Here is a 16,163-nt window from a genome sequence, read left to right as displayed (position 1 = left end):
AGCGCGGGAACAGGCCGGTGACCTCGATCGATGCGGTCGTACCACGTCTTGGGTATGGCGCAACGGCTGCGCCGCAGAGCACCGCCGAGGACCTGACGATGGGTGTGGCCGGCACAGCGATGCCTTCACCCACTCTCGAGCGAAAGCGACCGGAACACATGGAACTCAGCGCGGTGTGGAAGGCCTTGGCGCGTCGCTGGTATCTCGTGATCGTCACGTTGGGCATCACCGTCGTCGCCGTCGTGGTGATGATGGGGAGGGTCGGTCCCTCCTACACGGCGCAGGGCACGCTGCTCCTGTTCCCGCCCGAGGGCACCACGCGAGCGGGCGAGCGCGTCGAGGGCAACCCCTACCTCTCCCTGGGCGGCCTCAATCCCGCCCGCGACATCCTCATCCGGGCGATGACCGCGAAGTCGGCCCGGACGGACCTCGAGAAGAGCCATCCCGGGGTCGGCTACGAGATGTACGCAGACATGGCGGTGAGCGGCCCGATCGTCGTGGTCGACGTGACCGGTGACGACGAGGAGGAGACGATCGCCGCGCTGAACTCGCTGTTCGAGACCGTGCCCGGCGTGCTCGCCGACCTGCAGTCGGACCTCGGCATCAAGCGCCGCGAGTACATCACCATCCAGAAGCTCACCATCGACGAGAAGGCGGAGAAGGTCACCAAGGACCAGCTCCGTGCCGGGATCGTCAGCGGTGGTGGCGTGCTGGTCGGTGGCCTGCTCGGCATCGGCCTGCTGGACGGTCTGCTGCTCTCCCGCGCCCGTGCCCGACGCGAGCGCGAGCAGGAAGCGGGCACCGCTGAGTCGCCCGGGCGGTCCGGGCCGTCCCGGCCGTCCGGGCCATCCGGGCCGTCCGAGGCGCCCGAGGCGCCCGAGGCGCAGGGGTCACCGCCCCCGCCGCCGCACAGGCCCGACGGGCGGAACGGGCCGAAGGGCCCGAACGGCTCGAACGGCTCGAACGGGCGGCCGCTGCCCGTACGCAACGGCTATGCCCAGATGGGGACGCGTGGTGAGCAGTCTTCTGGTGCGCAGCGTAGATGAGTCGGCCTCAGGCGTACGCCGGTCGATCGATGCCGCGACCATCCTGACCGTCTACGTCGTCGTCCTGCTCTCGATCCGCTCGGTGCTGGTCGTGCCTGCTCTCGGGACCGCGGGCGCACCGGCGACGATCGTCGCGATCGGCGCCTTCCTGTGGTGGGTCTGGTATCACGTCCAGCGCGCCTACAGGATCGACCTCGGGTTCCAGCCGCTGCGTATCGCCGTCCTCGGTCTCCTGCTCGCGGTGATGGCCTCCTACGTGCTGGCGATGTCCGGCCCGATGCCCGGCAACGAGCTGACCCCGGCCGACAGCGGCCTGCTGCGGATGATCGGGTTGGCGGGGGTGGCCATGATCGCCGCGGAGGGGATCTCCTCGCTCGACCGGCTGCACGCGGTGGCGCGCCGCCTGGTGACCGGGATCGGGCTGGTCGCGATGCTCGGCCTGGCGCAGTTCGTCACCCGACAGCCGCTGGTCGACCGGATCAGCATCCCGGGGCTCTCCGCGCGCGGCATCGAGATCGGGCTCTACGAGCGCAGCGGCATGCCGCGCCTGAGCGGTACCTCCACCCACCCGATCGAGTACGGCGTCATCCTCTCGATGGTGCTGCCGCTGGTGATCGTCTACGCCCTGCACGCCCCGACCCGGCGCTGGTTCTACCGGGTGCTGCTGCTCTGCGTCGCGATCGCGATCTTCATGGTGCTCTCCCGCTCGGCGATCCTGTGCACCGGCATCGCGATCCTCGTGCTCGCCCTGCGCTGGTCCTGGCGGATGCGCCTGGTCGGCCTGAGCTGCGTCGCGGCGGTCTCGGTGCTGGTCTACCTGACGGTGCCAGGGATGCTCGGCGTCCTCACCGGGCTCTTCGTCGGAGCCGGCGACGACGCCAGCGTGGCGTCGCGGACGGGCTCGTACGGTGTCGCCTTCCAGTTCATCGCCCGCGACCCCTGGCTGGGCAGAGGCCCCGGGACGTTCCTGCCGCAGTACTGGATCCTGGACAACCAGTACCTGGGCCACACCATCGAGACCGGGCTGATCGGGATGGCTGCGCTGCTGGCGGTCATCGTCGTCGCGGCGTTCACCGCCCGCAGCGCCCGCAACGCGGCGACCACCGACTTCGACCGCGAGCTCGCCCAGGGGCTGCTGGCCGGGGTGCTCGCCGGAGCGACCGCGATGGCGTTCTACGACCTGTTCGCCTTCCCGCAGTCCTCGGGCTGCTTCATCCTGATGGTCGGGCTGGCCGGCGCCCTGCACCGGCTCGTCCGGAGGCCGCCCGCGGGCCCTCAGCCCGGAGGGACGACGCCGCCGTCCGACCAGACGTTGCCCCGCCAGACGTTGCCGGGCGCCGAGGTGTCGAAGGACGCAATCGGGAACCAGTAGCCGCAGTTCGGCCGCGCCGCGGTGCGCTGGAAGACGTTGTCGACGAAGCGGATGTGGTCGGCATCGGGGTAGGCCTTGCCCTCCGAGGAGCCGCCGTACGCGCAGGCACCGCCGGTGGTCGTCAGGAAGACGTTGCGCTCGATGAGGTTGTCCCGCACCGGCGCGAAGTCGCCGTAGCCGGTCAGGCCTGCCGAGCAGCCGGCGTCGGGCGGGACGTCGGGGGCGTCGCAGGTGATCGTGTTGTGGCGGATCACGCCCCCGGAGCCCATCCGGATGCCGGACTCGTGGGCGACCCCGGTGAGGTCGGTGAACTGGCCGTGCACGAAGGAGTCGCGGACCGTGCAGTCGCGCCAGCAGTTGATCGAGCGGTTGCCGCCGGTGACCTCGACCCGGACCACGGTGAAGCCGACGTTGCTGATGCCGGTGCCGCCGCGGTTGCCGATGCGTACCTCGCTGTCGATGATCTCGAAACCGAGGCCGTCGGAGTCCTCGTCGTTGTAGACGGTGCCGTTGACGACCGAGTTGCGGATCGTGACATCTGCCGCGCGGATCTTCAGCGCGCAGTTCACGGTCTTGCCGTCGATGACGGTTCCGGCGGTGGTGATCGTGCACGGGCCGGTGTAGGGGGAGAGGCGTACGCCCTCGGGCACGCCGGTGCTCGCGGCGTCCGGGAAGCCGGCGGGCACCGAGGTCGGCGGCAGCTTGCTGTCGGTCTCCGCGGGCGGGGTCGTGGCCGGAGGCGCCGAGGAGCTCGGAGCGGAGGACGGGGCCGAGGGAGACGGGCTCTGCGACGGGCTCACGGACGGAGCGGGCGAGGTCGAGGCGCTCGGTGACGGCGACGTCGAGGTGGAGGGGCTGCTCGATCCGGTCGGCCGCACCACGATGTCGACCGCGTAGCTGGTCGCACCGAAGGTGCGGGTGGGGAAGGTGCCGGGCCGGTAGGAGTAGACCCCGGCGCTGACCCCGGCGGAGATGGGGCCTCTCGAGACCGGGCGGGCGAAGAGGTTCTGGTCGGCGGAGTAGCGGCCCTTGGGGGCGGTGTAGGAGACGACGTAGTCGCGACCGGGCCGGAGGAGCACCTGGCGGTCCAGGTCGGCGACCTGGAGGCCGCGCCGGGCCTCCCCGGCGAACCGTGCCTTCGCCAGCTCACGGCCGCTGCCCGACCACAGCCTGCCCGTGTGCGGTCCGGTGTTGGCAGCGCTCTTGTAGAACTGGATCGCGACGGCCGCGACCGGCTCGGTCACCCGGAAGCGCATGCCGAGCTCGACCGGGCGCCGGTCCTGCTCGGTCACGACCGCGGGGACCGCGTCGTCCGGGAAGAGACTGACGGTGTCCGCCCGGCTCTGCGAGACCGGCCAGAGCACCCACGCGGCGATGGCGACCACCGTGATCAGGGCGCTGCCGAGCAGGCCGAGACGACGTCGGCCCGAGCGGAGGCTGAGCGCAGGTCGGAAGGTACGACTTACCGAGGTTTGCATGTGGTTGCACCGATCGGGGGTAGGCAGCGCCGTTGCACTACCCGACCCTGCACAGATCCGGACGGCACAGCATCCTCCATTCACGGTATGTCGGCTCATCTGAGCCGTTTGACCAGTCCTGCCGCGCGTCGCTCGACGCGCTTGGTGAGCGGCTGCGGGATCAGCAGCGTGCTGACGCTCGCGGCGTCGTCGGTCGCGGTGACGCTGAACCGCGGCTGCAGCCAGGCGCCCGGGGCCGCGTGCGTGCGGTCGCTGGTGTGCACCGCCCGATAGCCGAGCGCGCGGAGGTGTCGCAGGGTGGTGCGGTCGTACTGCCCCCGCGGCAGCGCTGCCTCCTCCACCACGGTGCCGGCCGCCGACGCGATCTGGGCGCGGGCCTCCATCAGCTCGCGGCGTACGCCTGAAGGGGTCAGGCCGCGCCAGCTGATGTGGTCCATGCCGTGGGTGCCGATGCCCATCCCGGCGGCGCGCAGGTGGGCCACGTCGTCGCGACCGAGGCTGCCCGGCTTCCCGAACCTGCCCGCGAGCACGAAGAAGGTCGCGGTCAGGCCGCGCTCGAGAAGACCCGGGAGCCCGATCGCGATGTCGGACCGGTTGCCGTCGTCGAAGCTGATCCGCACCTCCGGCCGTCCGACGACGAGGTCGAGGATCGATTCGTACGCGTCGCGGCTGACCCAGTAGCGGGCCTCGCCCGGCTCGAGGTAGCGCTCGGGCTCGCCGATGCCGTGGAAGCAGAGGTTGGTCAGGTTCACTCCGCCACGCTAGGCAGGCGGGCCGGGCATCGAGACGGGCTCGTGCGGGGGCCTACCTGATACGGGGGATAGGGGCCGTGATGGGCCGCCCGCGCGGGCGGTCCGGCGTTGACGATTGCCGGGTGAAGCTCGAGCTGCGTTCCCGACTGGTGGACTCTCCCGCGTCCCTGGGCGCCGCGCTTCGGCTACGTCGCTGGGAGATGTTCACGGCCCTCTTCCCCGACATCGCCGACATGAAGGTGCTCGACGTCGGGGGCACCGCCGAGTCCTGGCTGCGTGCTCCCGTACGCCCGGGCCACGTGGTCGTGCTCAACCTGAACGATCCCGGCGACTGCGACGAGGGCTGGCTGACGCCGGTCACCGGCGACGCCTGCACGGCGCGCACGGCCCTGGAGCGGGCGGCGGCGCCGATGGCGTACGACCTGGTCTTCTCGAACTCGCTGCTCGAGCACGTCGGGGGTCACGCCCAGCGCGTGCGGCTGGCTGCGGAGATCCAGCAGGCCGCGCCACTGCACTGGGTGCAGACGCCCTACCGCTACTTCCCGGTCGAGCCGCACTGGCTCTTCCCCGGGATGCAGTTCCTGCCGATGGCGCTGCGCGCCCGCGTCGCCGAACGGTGGCCGTTGGTGCACACGCTCCCGGCCTCGAGGGCCGAGGCGATGGCGGACGTGCAGTGGACCGAGCTGATCGGGATGACCGAGATGCATGCCTACTTCCCGGAGTCCCGGATCCTCCGGGAACGGGTGCTCGGGATGACCAAGTCGATGATCGCGGTGAGGACACGATGAGGACCGCCTTCCACTCCATGCTGGCCGAGCACGCGGCCGCGCGCCCGGACGCCCCGGCGCTCACCTACAAGGGCGTCACGCAGACCTACGCCGAGGTGTGGGCCGAGGCGGGCGCCGTCGCCACCGGGCTGACCGCGCTCGGGCTGGCCCGTGGGGACCGCTGCGCGGTCTTCCTGGAGAAGCGGCCGGAGACCGTGGCGTCGATCTTCGGCACCACGCTCGCCGGTGGCGTCTTCGTGCCGGTCAACCCGCTGCTCAAGGCCGGCCAGGTCGCGCACATCCTCGACGACTGCTCGGTGAAGGTGCTCATCACCTCGCGGGAGCGGCTGGTCATGCTCCGCGAGGAGCTGAAGGGGTGCGAGGCGCTCGACCACGTCGTGCTGGTCGGCTCCGAGATGCCCGAGGAGGTGGCGCTGGAGGCGGAGGTGCAGGTCTGGACCGAGGTCGTCGCGGAGGCCGGTGGCGTGGCCGGGCCTCCCGGCGGGGTGACGATCGACCAGGACCTGGCCGCCGTCCTCTACACCTCGGGCAGCACCGGCAAGCCGAAGGGTGTGGTGCTCAGCCACCGCAACCTGATGGTCGGGGCCGAGAGCGTCAGCGACTACCTCGGCAACGGCCCCGAGGACGTCATCCTCTCCGTGCTCCCGCTCAGCTTCGACGCCGGCCTCAGCCAGATCACCACCGCCTTCTCGGCCGGTGCCCACGTTGTGCTGATGAACTATCTGCTCCCCGGCGAGGTGCCCTCGCTCTGCGCCCGCCACGGCGTGACCGGGCTGACCTGCGTACCTCCGCTGTGGCTGCAGCTGACCGGGGTCGAGTGGCCGCCGGAGGCGCGCGAGCGGCTGCGCTACTTCGCCAACACCGGCGGCCGGATGCCGCGGGCGACGCTGCAGCGGCTCCGCGAGCTGTTCCCGGCGGCGTCCCCGTTCCTGATGTACGGCCTGACCGAGTCGTTCCGCTCCACCTACCTCGACCCGGCCGAGGTCGACCGCCGGCCGGACTCGATCGGGAAGGCGATCCCGAACGCCGAGGTCCTGGTCGTACGCCCCGACGGGACGCCGTGCGAGCCCGGCGAGGAGGGGGAGCTCGTCCATCGCGGCGCCCTTGTCGCGCAGGGCTACTGGGGCGACCCGGTACGCACCGCCGAGCGGTTCCGGCCGCTGCCGCGGGAGGAGGCGCCGTGGCGTACGCCCGAGCTGTGCGTGTGGTCGGGTGACCGGGTCGTGGCCGACGAGGAGGGCTTCCTCTACTTCGTCGGGCGGCTCGACGACATGATCAAGACCTCCGGCTACCGGGTCAGCCCGACCGAGATCGAGGAGGTCGCCTACGACACCGGCCTCGTCCGTGACGCCGTCGCGCTCGGCGTGCCCGACGAGCGGCTCGGCCAGCGCATCGTCCTGCTGGTCACCCCGCCCGCCGGCGAGACGGACTTCGAGGCCGACCGGCTGCTGACCGCGCTGCGCCGCGCGATGCCGCCCTACATGGTGCCGTCGACGATCGACGTGCACCCGGAGCTGCCGCGCTCGCCCAACGGCAAGTTCGACCGTGTCCTGATCCGAACGGTGCTGGCCTCGTGAGCCGGGTGCGGAGCATCGCCGTCGTCGTGGTGACCTACAACAGCGCTCACCTGGTCGCCGACCTGGCCGCGACCCTGCCGGTCGCGCTGGCCGGCTTCGAGTCGGAGCTGGTGGTCGCCGACAACGCCTCGACGGACGCGACCGTCTTCGCGGTACGCCGCCTGCTGCCGTCGGCGCGGATCGTGGAGATGGGGCGCAACGCGGGCTACGCGGCCGGCATCAACGCCGGCATCGCCGCCGCGACCCCGGGCTTCGACGCCGTCCTGGTGCTCAACCCGGACGTACGCCTCGAGCCGGGCTGCATCGACGCGCTGGCCGCCGAGGTCGGCGCGGACGTGGGGGTCACCGTGCCGAGGCTGGTCGACGGCGAGGGCCGGCTGATCGAGTCGATGCGCGGCGCGCCGAGCCTGCTGGGCGCGCTCGCCGACGCCGTGGTGGGCGCCCGGCGGGCCGGGCGGGTCCGGTGGATCGGGGAGGTCGTCACCGACCCGGCCGAGTACGAGCGCCGTCAGGACACCGACTGGGCCGAGGGCTCGACGCAGCTGATCAGCGCGGAGTGCTGGGCGGCGTGCGGGCCGTGGGACGAGAGCTTCTTCCTCTACTCCGAGGAGACCGAGTTCCACCTGCGCGCTCGCGACCGCGGCTTCCGGGTCCGCTACGTGCCGTCGGCCCGGGCCGTGCACCTCGGTGGCGAGTCGACGACCTCGCCGGGGCTGTGGTCGCTGCTGGTCGCCAACCGGGTCAAGCTCGTCGCCGCCCGCCGTGGGCAGGCCTGGGCGGCGGCCTACTGGCTCGTCGTGCTCGCCCGCGAGTCCAGCCGGGCGCTGCTGGGGCGGGCGACCTCGCGGCGAGCGGTGCGCACCCTGGTCAGCCCGCGCCGGATGAGCGCGCCGCGCGGTCCGGAATGGGTGGCGAGCGCATGAAGGCGGCGCTCTCGCCGATCACGGCCGAGGACCTTCCGGCCGTCTCCCGGTTCATGCACCGCCAGCTGAACCCGAAGGTCGAGGAGCTCCAGTGGGCCCAGGCGCTGCGGGTGCCCTGGGACGTACCTCAGCCCAACCACGGCTTCTTCCTCGCCCAGGGCGAGCGGGTCGTCGGGGCGTACCTCGCCTACTACTCCGAGCGGCAGGTGGCCGGAGAGACGTTGCAGGTCTGCAACCTGGGCGCCTGGTGCGTGCTCGACAGCCATCGCCATCAGGGGCTGCGGCTGCTGACCACGCTGCTCAAGCAGCCCGGTTACGAGTTCACCGACTTCTCGCCCTCGGGCAACGTCGTCCCGCTCAACCGCAAGCTCAAGTTCACCGACCTCGACACCACCACCTCGCTGGTGCCGGGGGTGCCGCTGCCGCGGGGGCGTGGCGTGCGGGTGAGCAGCCGTCCCGACGTGCTGGACTCGGTCCTGCAGGGTGAGGAGCGGGAGCTCTACGCCGACCATCGCGCCGCGGCGGCCGCCCGCCACATCGTGCTGAGCACCGGCTCCGAGCACTGCTACGTAGTGGCGCGCAAGGACACCCGCAAGGGCGTACGTGCTTTCGCCTCGGTCCTCTACGCGAGCAACCCGGAGCTGCTGCGGCGGCATGCGCCCCGGCTGGCCACGCACCTGCTGACCCAGCACGGTGCCGCGGCCACCCTGATCGAGCACCGGGTCGCCGGTGGGGCGCCGACCGGCTCCCATCGGCTCTCGCGGTCGCGGCCGAAGATGCTGCGCAGCGAGGCCCTCGACCCGGCGCGGGTCGACTACCTGTACAGCGAGCTGACATGTCTGGAGTGGTGAGATGACGTACGTCGGGGGAGTCCCCGTCCGGTTGCTGGCCGAGCGGGTCGGGTCGACGCCGTTCTTCGCCTACGACCGGGCCGCGATCGACGCCCGGGTGGGTGAGCTGCGATCGGCGCTGCCCGCCGACGTGCACCTGAGCTATGCGGTCAAGGCCAACCCGATGCCCGCGGTGGTGCAGCACTTCGCGCAGGCCGTCGACGCGCTCGACGTCGCCTCCGGGGCCGAGATGCGGGTGGCGCTGGACACCGGGATCGAGCCGGGGGCGGTGAGCTTCGCAGGGCCGGGGAAGTCGGTCGCCGAGCTGACCTCCGCGGTCGCCGCGGGCGTGCTCGTCGAGATCGAGTCGCCGCTCGAGGCCGACCGGCTGGTCGAGGCCGCGGAGCGGCTGGGTCTTCGGCCGCGGGTGGCGGTGCGGGTCAACCCCGACTTCGAGGTCAAGGGCTCGGGGATGCGGATGGGTGGCGGCGCCCAGCAGTTCGGCGTCGACGCCGAGATGGTCCCGATGCTGCTCAAGACGCTGCACGAGCGCGACGTCGAGGTCGCCGGCTTCCACGTCTTCTCCGGCTCCCAGAACCTGCACGCCGACATCCTGGCCACCGCCCAGGAACGGACGGTCGATCTCGTCCTCCGGCTCGCCGACGACCTGCCGGGGGAGGCGACCTATCTCAACATCGGCGGCGGCTTCGGCATCCCCTACTACACCCAGGATCAGCCACTCGACGTGGCGCTGGTCGGCTCGCGGCTGGAGGCTCTGCTGGCTTCTCGGGTACGCCCCGCGCTGCCGTCCGCGCAGGTCGTGATCGAGCTCGGCCGGTATCTGATCGGCGAGGCCGGGGTCTATGTCACCCGCGTCGTCGACCGGAAGATCTCCCGCGGCAAGACCTTCCTCATCGTCGACGGCGGCATGCACCACCAGCTCGCCGCCTCCGGCAACTTCGGCCAGGTCATCCGGCGCAACTACCCGATCTCGGTCGTCACTGCCTCTGGTCCCGCGGATGTCGCGGAGGAGACGGTCCAGGTCGTCGGCTGCCTGTGCACGCCGCTGGACCTGCTCGGCGACAAGGTGAGCCTGCCGCGGGCGGAGGTGGGCGACCTCGTCGTGGTCCATCAGGCCGGTGCGTACGGCCTCACCGCCAGCCCCACCGCCTTCCTCAGCCACCCGGCGCCGCTCGAAGTGCTCGTCTGAACCCCACCACGAACCGAAGGAGTCCCACCCCATGACCATCGACACCACCGAAACCACCCTCGACCAGGTCGGCGAGGCGATCACCGACGTGATCGGCCCCGACCACAGCGCCGGCGTCCTCACCGCCGACACCCTCCTCTTCGGCTCCCTCCCCGAGCTCGACTCCCTCGCGCTCGTCGAGCTCATCACCGTCCTCGAGGACCGCTTCGGCTTCGAGATGGACGAGGACGACATCAACGCCGAGGTCTTCGAGTCCGTCGGCTCGCTCGCCGAGTACGTACGAGGCCAGCTCGCCTGACCGCCAGCGATTCGCCGAGCCGGCGCATCTGCCCCAGATTCTCGCGCCGAGTCGGCGCATCTGCCCCGCTGTACGTGCGCGAGTCGGCGTATCTGCCCCGGGAATCAGCGCCGACTCGGCGGTTCTAGATGGGGCAGATGCGCCGACTCGGGACTCCTGGGTGGGGCAGATGCGCCGACTCGGCGGTCCGGCGGCGGGGTCAGCCGGCTGCCTCGGCGAGCAGCTGAGCGGCGGCCTGGTCGATCTTCCCGTTGCCGAGGCGGGGGAGCTGGGGGACGGGGACGAGGGTGTCCGGGAGGGAGTCGGGGCGGAGGAGGGTGGGCAGCCGTCGGCGGAGATCGTCGAGCCGGGCGTCGGGGGCTTCGACGAGGCTGACCAGTTCGCCTGCGGGCGTGGCGGCGGTGAAGACGGCGAGCCCGAAGGCCTGCTTGACCTCGGCGTCGAGGGCGTCGAGGTCGACGAAGCTCGCGCTCCGCTTCACCCGGCGTCCCGCACGGCCCAGGCAGAAGAGCTCCGCGCCCACCTTGGCGCCGATGTCGCCGGTGAGGACGCGGTCCGCGCCGTCCCAGCGCGGGAACTCACCGTTCGGAGCGCCGAAGAGATAGCCCGCGGGCAGGTGGGGTGACTCGATGCCGAGCATCTCCTCGTCCACCAACGAGGTACGCCACGCCCCGACCACCCCGCGCCCGATCCCGACGGCGCCGTGGGCCGACGGGAGGCCGTCCCCGGCATCGAAACGAGCCGCGCTGGCGAAGCCGATCGTCTCGCTGGTGCCGTACGTGTTGACGACCGTTGCCACCCCGAGGCCGTAGACGCGCTGCGCGTCGGTGACGGAGAGCCGGTCGCCGCCCGAGCCCCACACCCGCAGGCTCCGCGGGGCGGCGCCGGCCCGCTCGTTGACCGCGAGGTCGATGAACCGCGGCGCCAGCCGGAGGTGGGTCGCCGCGACCCGTGCGCAGAAGCCGAGCGGCCGGAGCCGGTCGCCGAGCGAGGAGGAGACCTGCACCGAGGCGCCGGCGGCCAGCGCGATCAGCAGGTTGGTCATCGCCAGGTCGTAGGAGAGGTGGGAGACCTCGGCCCACACCGAGGAGGCGTCGAGGTCGAGCGCGGCCGCGCCGTGCGGTACGAACTCGTCGATCCCGGCCCAGGCCGACAGCACCCCCTTCGGGCCGCCGCCGGTCGAGCCGGAGGACATCGCGACATAGCCGGCACCGGACCCGGCGCCGGCGCCCTCCCGAGCCGACGACGACTCGACCGCCCGGATCCCCGACGCGTCGAGCACCACGTCAGGATGCAGCGCCTGGACGAGCGAGCGGCGCCGCTCCTCAGGGGCCGACGGGTCGACGAAGCAGACCGAGAGGTCGCCGAGGATCGCGGCCACGAGCGCGACCACCGCATCCGTGGACAGCGGCAGCGCCACCGCGACCAGCGGTTGCGGCACACCGGCGGCCGCGACGAGGGCGTCGCGCAGCTCCTCGGCAGCGTCGATCAGCCCGTCCGCCCCCACCGTCGTACGCCGGTCGGCGATCACGGCGGTGGAGCGGGGGCTGGTGCGTACGGATCGGATGCGCTCGGCCAGCGGGTTCACAGCAAGCGACGCTAGGAGCCGCAGGGCGCCGCAGGACCGGCCTCACCGGCCGCGATCCCCGGATTCGGGGATATGCCGGGCCTCCCCGCCGAGCGGGTCTCGCCGTTCCTCAACCCTGGATCGCATGGTCAATGCCGCCCAGGAAAAGCTCGCCGTCGCCACGGCGCACGTGCTGATCATCGTCCAGAACCTTCCCGTCCCGCTCGACCGGAGGGTCTGGCTCGAGTGCCAGGCGCTGGTCGCGCGCGGCTACGAGGTCAGCGTGATCTGCCCGAAGGGTCCAGGCGATCCCGGACGGCAGCAGCTGAGCGGCGTACGCATCTACAAGTACCGCCCCGCACCGCAGGCCAGCGGCGTGCTCGGCTATCTGCTCGAGTTCGTCTACTGCTGGATTCGCACCGCGCTGCTGGCGAACCGGGTGTGGCGCGACCGCCCGTTCTCGATCATGCAGGCGTGCAACCCGCCCGACACCTACTGGCTGCTGGCGCGCATCTGGAGGCGCCGCGGGGTGCGGTTCGTCTTCGACCAGCACGACCTCAACCCCGAGCTCTTCCTCTCCCGGTTCGGCACGCCGACCTCGCTCTCCGGCCGCGCCCAGCTGGCTGCGCTGCGCTGGCTCGAGAAGCAGACGTACGCAGCCGCCGACCGGGTCATCTCGACCAACGAGTCCTACCGCAAGGTCGCGATCACCCGGGGCGGCATGGATCCCGACGCGGTGACCGTGGTCCGCAGCGGGCCGGACACGTCGGTGATGCGGCCGGTGCGCCCGCACGAGCCTGCTGAGGTTGCTCCGGGGTCCGGCGAGAAGAGCCGCCGGCACACCCTCGCCTACCTCGGGATCATGGGACCGCAGGACGGCGTCGACACCGTCCTCGAGGTGATGGAGGAGCTTGTCCACCGTCGCGGCCGCACCGACGTCGACGCGGTGCTGATGGGCTTCGGCGACTGCCTCGAGGACCTCAAGCGGCGCTGCACCGAGCTCGGCCTCGACGACGTGGTCACCTTCACCGGCCGGGCCGGGTCGGCGCTGATCGCCAAGCACCTCAGCTCCGCCGCGATCGGGCTGTGCCCCGACCTGAAGACACCGCTCAACGACGTCTCCACGATGAACAAGACGATGGAGTACATGGCCTACGCGCTGCCCTCGGTCTCCTTCGACCTGGTCGAGACCCGGGTCTCCGCCGAGGACTCCGCGCTCTTCGTACCCTCCGGAGACGTGGCCGCCTTCACCGACGCGGTCGAGACGCTGCTCGACGACCCGGAGCTGCGGGTCGAGCTGGCGCTGCGGGCTCGGGAGCGGGCGGCGAAGGTGCTCGACTGGGGGCCGCAGTCGGCGGCGTACGTCTCGGTCTATGACTCGATGTGCGCGATCCAGCAGACGACGACGGCGGTCGATGGCTTCGAGTACGTCGACCTGGATGACCCGGACGCGCTGCGTCAGTTCGTCCTGACCCGGGGACCCCTCACAACCTAGCCCATATGGGTGAACGGACGAGCTGTGGCCACATCGGCCGCCGCTGATCCCCTTGGATGGCTCCTTGTGTTGAAAATAGGAGCCATCGGCTCCTAGCAAACTAGGAGTCAACCCCACGTGACCCCCACAGTGCGGATGCTCGGCACCCGCGGAGTTCCTGCTGCCCACGGCGGCTTCGAGACCGCGGTCGAGAACATCGGTCTGGACCTCGTCGACCGCGGCTGGCGCGTCATCGTCTACTGCCAGGACGACGAACCGAGCGCTGACCTGCGCCTCGACACCTGGAAGGGCATCGAGCGCGTGCACGTGCCGGCCCGCCACGACGGCCCGCGCGGGACGATCGAGTTCGACGTCGGAGCGGTGCGGCACGCCGCCCGGGAGGCCGCGGAGGACGGCAGCGTCTGCGTCACCTTCGGCTACAACACCGGTGCGCTCAACTCGGTGCTGCGTGCGCGCCGGGTGCCCAACATCATCAACATGGACGGCATCGAGTGGAAGCGGGCCCGCTGGTCCGGCCCCGAGAAGGCGTTCCTGTGGACCCAGGAGCGGGCCGCCTGCTGGCTGGGCGACCACCTCATCGCCGACCATCCCGAGATCGCGCGTCACCTGGCGACCCGGGTGTCCTCGGAGAAGATCACCACGATCGCCTACGGTGCGCCGCGCGTCGTCGACGCGCCCGAGTGGGCGGTGCTCGACCACGGCCTCGAGCCCGGCACGTACCTCACCTTGATCGCCCGGCCGGTGCCCGAGAACAGCATCCTCGAGGTGGTCCGCGCCTTCTCCAGCCGCCGCTGGGGGCGCAAGCTGGTGGTCCTGGGTTCCTACGACCCTGCCGACGACTATCAGCGCGCGGTCCTCGAGGCGGCCAGCGACGAGGTCGTCTTCCTCGGCGCGATCTACGACACCGACATCGTCTCGGCGCTGCGCTTCCACTCGGTGGCGTACGTCCACGGGCACCAGGTCGGCGGCACCAACCCGTCGCTGGTCGAGGCGCTCGGCTGCGGCAACGCGGTCATCGCCCACGACAACCGCTACAACCGCTGGGTCGCCGACTCCGCGGCGCTCTACTTCTCCGACGAGGCCGGCGTCGTGGCCGCGCTCGAACAGCTGCTCTCCTCCACGGAGCTCACCTCGATGCTCTCCGCCGCGGCTCGGGCGAGGCACTCGGCGGAGTTCACCTGGAGCCGGATCACCGACCAGTACGAGGAGCTCATCCGCGCCCACCTGCGCTGAGGCTGCGTCGTCTCAGACGTCGGTGGCGACCTCGGTCGTCCGGGGCTCGGGCCCGGGCTCGTGGGCGGTGTAGGCGCGGTAGGCGATCACGCAGCCGACGGTGAGGACCGCCGCGACCGCCGCGCAGACGGTGAAGAGGACATACCACTGGTCGCGGTCGGCCGCCGGCCCGGCGACCACGGCCGCGACAGAGCTGCCGATGAAGAGCGAGGCGGCGAAGCAGGCGACGACGGTGCCGCGTGCCTCGGGCACGATCGAGGTCGCCCACGTCTGCAGCGAGGTGTGCAGGAACGCCCAGGTGATCCCGAGCATCACGACCACGCCGATGATCGTCGGCACCGAGACGCGCACCGTCGCCACCGCGTACCCGATCGTCAGCGCCAGCCCGCCGATACCCATCAGCGCCCAGCGGGGGAGCCGCCGGGTCAGCGCCTTGAGCACCTGCGAGGAGAGCAGGACGACCAGTCCGTACGCAGCGGCCGCGAGCCCCGCCCGCGCCGCGTCGACGCCCTGGGCCTGCAGCGCGGGGGCGAGAAGGGTCAGTACGCCGAGGACGAGCCCGCCCTCGACGAAGACGAGCACCCCGACGACCAGCACCCAGCGGTTTCTGAAGGCTGTCCGGAACGAGGCGGCGACACCGTTGTTGGTGGCGCGCGGCGGCTCGGCGAGCGCACGCAGTCCCCAGGCACTGACCAGCGCGACCACCGCCGGCGCGGCGAAGACGACCCGCCAGCCGAGGAGCTGTCCGGTCACGCCCGCTGCAGCCGCGGCGATCGCGGTCCCGACCGCCATCGCGGCCATCAGGTCGGAGAGCGCCCGCTGCCGGTGGGTCGCGGAGACGGTGTCGCCGACGTACGTCAACGACGTCGGCACGATCGCCCCGAAGAACGCCCCCGCCACGACCCGCACGACGACCAGCGTGAGCAGGTTCGGTGCCAGCGCGGAGACCAGCCCGGCGACCCCAGCCCCCACCAGCGCCCCCTGCATCAACCGCACCCGCCCGAACCGGTCCGACAGCGCGCCCCACAGCGGCTGACAGAGCCCGTACGCCAGGTAGTACCCGCTCGCGATCGCCACTGCCTGCCCCACGCTGACCCCGAAGCTCGCCGCCACCAGCACCAGGATCGGACTCACCACGAACCTGTCGAAGCTGCTCACGAACGACGCCACCGAGACCCAACCCGGCGCCCGCCTGACCTCCGTCCCCAGCACCTCCACCACCCCACCAGGCTAAGCCGCCCCCGGCGGTCGGCTGCCCCCGGCGGTCGGCTGCCCTCGGTGGTCGAGCTTGTCGAGACCCCCGACCCGGCACATCTGCCCCATCAAGCAACCCCGAGTCGGCGCATCTGCCCCAGCGTGGGACGTCGAGTCGGCGCGTCTGCCCCGCTTAGGGCCGCCGAGGCGGCGCGAAAATCTGGGGCAGTTGCGCCGACTCGGCGAAACGCTGGTCGAGCCGCCGGAGCCGCTAGGCGGAGGCGTGTCGAGACCAACACAGTCCTGTGAGCGCGGAGGGGAATGTGTTGGTCTCGACACGCTCGCTGGCGCTCGCGGCTCGACCGACGGGGTGAGCAGTTGCGCCGACTCGGCGATGTAC

Annotated in this window: 14 protein-coding genes; 10 read left to right on the top strand and 4 right to left on the bottom strand. The window is 71.6% G+C overall.

The features are described from left to right. The first annotated feature begins 158 nt into the window (after window positions 1-158). Entirely contained in the window at window positions 159-1,046 is an 888-nt protein-coding gene (locus IEY81_RS06600; protein ID WP_189117675.1) for a collagen-like protein, read from the top strand. After that, window positions 1,030-2,418, top strand: a complete 1,389-nt coding sequence (locus IEY81_RS06595; protein ID WP_189117674.1) for an O-antigen ligase family protein — start codon at window positions 1,030-1,032, stop codon at window positions 2,416-2,418. Before IEY81_RS06600 ends, IEY81_RS06595 begins: the two co-directional genes overlap by 17 nt. On the opposite strand, the gene IEY81_RS06590 is transcribed toward IEY81_RS06595, so the two are convergent. Both IEY81_RS06590 and IEY81_RS06585 read right to left on the bottom strand, forming a co-directional pair. Continuing rightward, a complete protein-coding gene (locus tag IEY81_RS06590) occupies window positions 2,322-3,896 on the bottom strand; it encodes a DUF4082 domain-containing protein (RefSeq protein WP_189117673.1) in 1,575 nt (524 codons plus the stop codon). The two genes, IEY81_RS06595 and IEY81_RS06590, sit on opposite strands and share 97 nt — an antisense overlap. Window positions 3,897-3,991: 95 nt before the next feature. Next, window positions 3,992-4,648 carry a polysaccharide deacetylase family protein gene (locus IEY81_RS06585; RefSeq protein ID WP_189117672.1) on the bottom strand — a complete coding sequence of 219 codons (657 nt, stop codon included), beginning with the start codon at window positions 4,646-4,648 and terminating at the stop codon, window positions 3,992-3,994. Window positions 4,649-4,770: 122 nt separating this feature from the next. Here IEY81_RS06585 and IEY81_RS06580 point away from each other — a divergent pair, with 122 nt between their 5' ends. Genes IEY81_RS06580 through IEY81_RS06555 form a run of 6 tightly spaced genes read left to right on the top strand, consistent with a single transcriptional unit; the run spans window position 4,771 to window position 10,274 of the window. Continuing rightward, a complete protein-coding gene (locus IEY81_RS06580; RefSeq protein ID WP_229787455.1) occupies window positions 4,771-5,436 on the top strand; it encodes a hypothetical protein in 666 nt (221 codons plus the stop codon). Beyond that, the gene (locus IEY81_RS06575) at window positions 5,433-7,013 is read left to right on the top strand and encodes an acyl-CoA ligase (AMP-forming), exosortase A system-associated (protein WP_189117670.1); all 1,581 of its coding nucleotides are present in this window, start codon (window positions 5,433-5,435) and stop codon (window positions 7,011-7,013) included. The genes IEY81_RS06580 and IEY81_RS06575 overlap by 4 nt, the downstream gene beginning before the upstream one ends. After that, window positions 7,010-7,936, top strand: a complete 927-nt coding sequence (locus tag IEY81_RS06570) for a glycosyltransferase (protein WP_229787453.1) — start codon at window positions 7,010-7,012, stop codon at window positions 7,934-7,936. The genes IEY81_RS06575 and IEY81_RS06570 overlap by 4 nt, the downstream gene beginning before the upstream one ends. Beyond that, on the top strand, window positions 7,933-8,787 hold the full coding sequence (locus IEY81_RS06565; protein WP_229787451.1) for a GNAT family N-acetyltransferase: 855 nt from the start codon (window positions 7,933-7,935) through the stop codon (window positions 8,785-8,787). Before IEY81_RS06570 ends, IEY81_RS06565 begins: the two co-directional genes overlap by 4 nt. A gap of 1 nt (window position 8,788) precedes the next feature. Beyond that, entirely contained in the window at window positions 8,789-9,976 is a 1,188-nt protein-coding gene (locus IEY81_RS06560) for a pyridoxal-dependent decarboxylase, exosortase A system-associated (protein WP_189117669.1), read from the top strand. Between the two features lie 31 nt (window positions 9,977-10,007). Beyond that, window positions 10,008-10,274: an acyl carrier protein gene (locus IEY81_RS06555; RefSeq protein WP_189117668.1), complete on the top strand. Its 267-nt coding sequence runs from the start codon at window positions 10,008-10,010 to the stop codon at window positions 10,272-10,274. Window positions 10,275-10,473: 199 nt separating this feature from the next. Here the strand turns inward: IEY81_RS06555 and IEY81_RS06550 are convergent, their stop codons facing one another. Continuing rightward, on the bottom strand, window positions 10,474-11,862 hold the full coding sequence (locus IEY81_RS06550) for an AMP-binding protein (protein ID WP_189117667.1): 1,389 nt from the start codon (window positions 11,860-11,862) through the stop codon (window positions 10,474-10,476). A 124-nt stretch (window positions 11,863-11,986) separates the two neighbouring features. On the opposite strand from IEY81_RS06550, the gene IEY81_RS06545 reads away from it, so the two are divergent. Further along, window positions 11,987-13,336 (top strand): glycosyltransferase family 4 protein, encoded by a 1,350-nt coding sequence (locus tag IEY81_RS06545; protein WP_189117666.1) that lies wholly within the window; start codon window positions 11,987-11,989, stop codon window positions 13,334-13,336. A 117-nt stretch (window positions 13,337-13,453) separates the two neighbouring features. After that, complete coding sequence (locus tag IEY81_RS06540; protein ID WP_189117665.1) at window positions 13,454-14,569, top strand: DUF1972 domain-containing protein; 1,116 nt, start codon at window positions 13,454-13,456, stop codon at window positions 14,567-14,569. Window positions 14,570-14,581: 12 nt separating this feature from the next. Here the strand turns inward: IEY81_RS06540 and IEY81_RS06535 are convergent, their stop codons facing one another. Next, window positions 14,582-15,739 (bottom strand): MFS transporter, encoded by a 1,158-nt coding sequence (locus tag IEY81_RS06535; RefSeq protein WP_189117890.1) that lies wholly within the window; start codon window positions 15,737-15,739, stop codon window positions 14,582-14,584. Window positions 15,740-16,163: the final 424 nt, after the last annotated feature.

The organism is Nocardioides luteus, assembly GCF_014648595.1.
GTDB classification, from domain to species: Bacteria; Actinomycetota; Actinomycetes; order Propionibacteriales; family Nocardioidaceae; genus Nocardioides; species Nocardioides luteus.
This window is presented reverse-complemented; position numbering and strand designations above follow the sequence as displayed.

Bases quoted from the DNA above. Each gene is read 5' to 3' on its own strand.
- IEY81_RS06575 (WP_189117670.1), top strand. From the start codon at position 5,433: ATGAGGACCGCCTTCCACTCCATGCTGGCCGAGCACGCGGCCGCGCGC.
- IEY81_RS06545 (WP_189117666.1), top strand. From the start codon at position 11,987: ATGGTCAATGCCGCCCAGGAAAAGCTCGCCGTCGCCACGGCGCACGTG.
- IEY81_RS06565 (WP_229787451.1), top strand. From the start codon at position 7,933: ATGAAGGCGGCGCTCTCGCCGATCACGGCCGAGGACCTTCCGGCCGTC.
- IEY81_RS06600 (WP_189117675.1), top strand. From the start codon at position 159: ATGGAACTCAGCGCGGTGTGGAAGGCCTTGGCGCGTCGCTGGTATCTC.
- IEY81_RS06590 (WP_189117673.1), bottom strand. From the start codon at position 3,896: ATGCAAACCTCGGTAAGTCGTACCTTCCGACCTGCGCTCAGCCTCCGC.
- IEY81_RS06560 (WP_189117669.1), top strand. From the start codon at position 8,789: ATGACGTACGTCGGGGGAGTCCCCGTCCGGTTGCTGGCCGAGCGGGTC.
- IEY81_RS06555 (WP_189117668.1), top strand. From the start codon at position 10,008: ATGACCATCGACACCACCGAAACCACCCTCGACCAGGTCGGCGAGGCG.